Annotated in this window: 1 protein-coding gene; it reads right to left on the reverse strand. The window is 76.9% G+C overall.

Translation table 11 applies throughout. The features are described from left to right. A partial coding sequence (locus IH54_RS0138350; protein ID WP_043183555.1) for an SDR family NAD(P)-dependent oxidoreductase occupies positions 1–3,338 on the reverse strand: 3,338 nt, incomplete at both ends.

Genomic DNA, 3,338 nt, shown 5'->3' on the forward strand with positions numbered 1-3,338 from the left:
AACGACGAAGAACACCCCGTATCCACCGTCACCGCAGGACCCTCAAGACCCAGCACATACGACACCCGCCCCGACACCACACACCCCAAATTCCCGGTGCCGGTGTAGCCCTCCATATCGGCGCTGGAGAGCCCGATGATCGACAGGTAGTCGAAGATGGTCGCGCCGACGTAGACGCCGGTGTCGGTGCCCTTCAGCGAGCCGTGGTCGATGCCGGCCCGCTCGAAGGTCTCCCACGCGGTCTCCAGCAGCAGCCGCTGCTGCGGGTCCATGCCGACCGCCTCGCGCGGCGAGATGCCGAAGAAGTCCGCGTCGAACTCCCCGGCGTCCGGCAGGAATCCGCCCTCCAGGACGTAGCTGGTGCCGGGGCGGTCCGGGTCGGGGTCGTAGAGCGTCTCCAGCCGCCAGCCGCGGTCGGCGGGGAAGGACGTCATCGCGTCCCGGCCCTCGGCGACGAGCTCCCACAGCTCCTCGGGACTGGTCACGCCGCCGGGGTAGCGGCAGGCCATGCCGACGATCGCTATCGGCTCGTCGGACATCCCGGCGGGCGCGGCGGGCAGCGCGGCCGGGACGCCGGCGGGCTCCGCGGTGCCGGAGATCTCCGACAGCAGGTGGCGGGCCAGGGTGTCGGCCGTGGGGTAGTCGAAGATCAGCGTGGTGGGCAGGGACATCGCGAGGGAGGTGCCGAGCTTGTTGCGCAGCTCGACGGCCGTGAGCGAGTCGAAGCCCAGCTCGAAGAAGGGCGCGGTCGCGGAGACCGCGTCGGCGCCCGCGTGCCCGAGGACCCCGGCGGCCAGGGCGCGGATGTGCTGGACGAGGATCTGCTGCCGCTGGCCCGCGGCGGCGGCGGTCAGCCGGCGGCGCAGCGGGCTCTCCTCGGCGGTGGCCTGCTCGGGCGCCTCGGCGGCCTGCGGGATCTCGGCGAGCAGCCTGCTGGCACGCTGCCCGGCGAAGGTCGCGGCGAAGCGCGGCCAGTCGAAGTCGGCGACAGTCAGCGCGGTCTCGCCGCGGCTGAGGGCCTGGCCCAGCACGCGCAGCGCGAGGCCGGGCGGCAGGGCGGTGAGGCCGCGGTCGCGGAAGAAGGCGGTCACCGCGTCGTCCGCGGCCATGCCCGCCTCGCCCCACGGCCCCCACGCGACGGACAGCGCCGGGAGGCCGGCGGCGCGGCGCCGCTCGGCGAGGGCGTCGAGGTAGGCGTTGGCGGCGGCGTAGGCGCCCTGCTGGCCGCTGCCCCAGCTGGACGCCCCGGAGGAGAACAGCACGAAGGCGGTGAGGTCCAGGTCGCGCGTCAGCTCGTCGAGCCACCGCGCGCCGCCGGACTTGCCCGCCGCGACCTGCGCCAGCCGGTCGCCGTCCAGGTCCCGGACGGGGGTGTAGTCGCCGACGCCCGCCGCGTGGAAGACGGCGCGCAGCGGGTGCTCGGTGGGGACGCGGGCGAGCAGCGCGGCCACCTGTTCGCGGTCGGCGACGTCGCACGCGGCGATGTCCACGGTGGCGCCCAGTGCGGCGAGTTCGGCGGTGAGGGCCTGGCTGCCGGGGGCGTCGGCGCCGCGCCGGCCGGCCACGACGACGTGCCGGGCGCCGCGCTCCACCAGCCAGCGGGCGACGCGGCCGCCGATCCCGCCGGTGCCGCCGGTGACCAGGGCGGTGCCGCCGGTCCGCCACTCCGGGGCGGGCGCGGCGGCGGGCAGCGGGCGCAGCCGCCGTGCGAGCGGACCCTGTGCGCGCAGCGCGACCTGGTCCTCGCCGTCCGGGCCGGTCTGCGCGAGGACGGCACCCAGCAGCCGGGCCGTTCCGTCGTCGTCCGCGGCCGGTAGGTCGACGAGCCCGCCCCACAGCCGCGGGTACTCCAGCGCGACGACCCGGCCGAGGCCCCACACCTGCGCCTGCGCGGGGCTCACCGCGCCGCCGCCTTCCCCGGCGGGCACGCCGCCGCGGGTCACGCTCCACAGCCGCCCGCCGAAGTCCGCGCCGTCCAGGGCCTGGACGAGGGCGAGCGTCGCGGTGAGCCCGGCCGGCAGGTGCGGGTGCCGCGGGTGCGGCTCCTCGTCCAGGCCGAGCACGCTGACCACGCCGGTGACGGCGGTGCCCGCGGGAAGGGCCTCACGCAGCAGCGCGGTCAGGGCGTCGCGCTCCAGTTCCCCGGGCGCCAGGGCGAGCAGGGTGCAGGGGGCGCCGTGGCCGTCGAGGGCGCGGGTGACGGCCTCGACGGCGGGGTCCCCGGCGAGCCGCCGCGGCGCCACGAGCAGCCACTCCCCGGCGTGCCGCGGCGCGGCGTCGAGGCCCTCGACGGCGGACCAGGCCTCGCCGTAGCGCCACCCGTCGATCCGGCCCTGCTCACGGGAGCCGCGCCGCCACTGCGCGAGGACGGGCAGCGCGGTGTCCAGCGCCTGCCGGGTGCCCTCCTCTGCGGCGTCCAGCCCGGCACCGAGCCCGGCGAGGTCGCCGGATTCGACGGCGTTCCAGAAGGCCTCGTCCGCCTCGGCGGCGTCGTCCTGGGCGCCGGGCCACTTGTCGGGCTTCAGCCAGTAGGGCTGGTGCCGGAAGGCGTACGTGGGGAGGTCGACGGTCGGTGCGGCGGGGGCGCCGGGTTCGGCGCCGTACCAGGCCTTCCAGTCGACGGTCAGGCCCGCGGTGAAGGCCTGGGCGAGCGCCCGCAGCAGCTGCTCGGCGCCGCCCTTGTCGCGCAGCAGCGTGGGGACGGTCGCCACGGGGATGTCGAGGGCCTGGGCGGTCTCCTGCACACCCGTGCTCAGCACCGGGTGCGGGCCGGACTCCACCAGGATCCGGTGGCCGTCGGCGAGCACGGCCTCGACGGCGTCGGCGAAGCGGACGCGGTGGCGCAGGTTGCGCACCCAGTAGCCGGTGTCGAGGTCCGCGGGGTCCACACGGCCGCCGGTGAGGGCGGAGTAGAAGGCCACGGTCGTCGCGGCGGGCGTGATCGTGCCGAGCAGGTCGGTGAGTTCGGCGGCGATGTCGTCCACGTGCGGGCCGTGCGAGGCGTAGTCGACGTCGATCAGCCGCGCCCGCCCGCCGTCCGCCCCGACCTGGGCCACGACCTCGGCGACCGCGTCCGGCGCGCCCGAAATGACGGTGGACGAGGGGCCGTTGACGGCCGCGACCGAAACGTCGGGCCGCTCGGCGAGGACGGCCTCGGCGGCTTCGAGGCCGAGGGCCAGCGACGCCATCGCACCGCGCCCGGACAGCGCCCGCAGGGCGCGCGAGCGTACGGCGACGATGCGGGCGCCGTCGGCGAGGGTGAGCGCGCCCGCGACCACGGCCGCGGCGATCTCGCCCTGCGAGTGGCCCACCACGGCAGCCGGACGCACCCCGTACGA

It is taken from the genome of Streptomyces sp. NRRL F-5123 (assembly GCF_000721495.1).
Classification (GTDB): domain Bacteria; phylum Actinomycetota; class Actinomycetes; order Streptomycetales; family Streptomycetaceae; genus Actinacidiphila.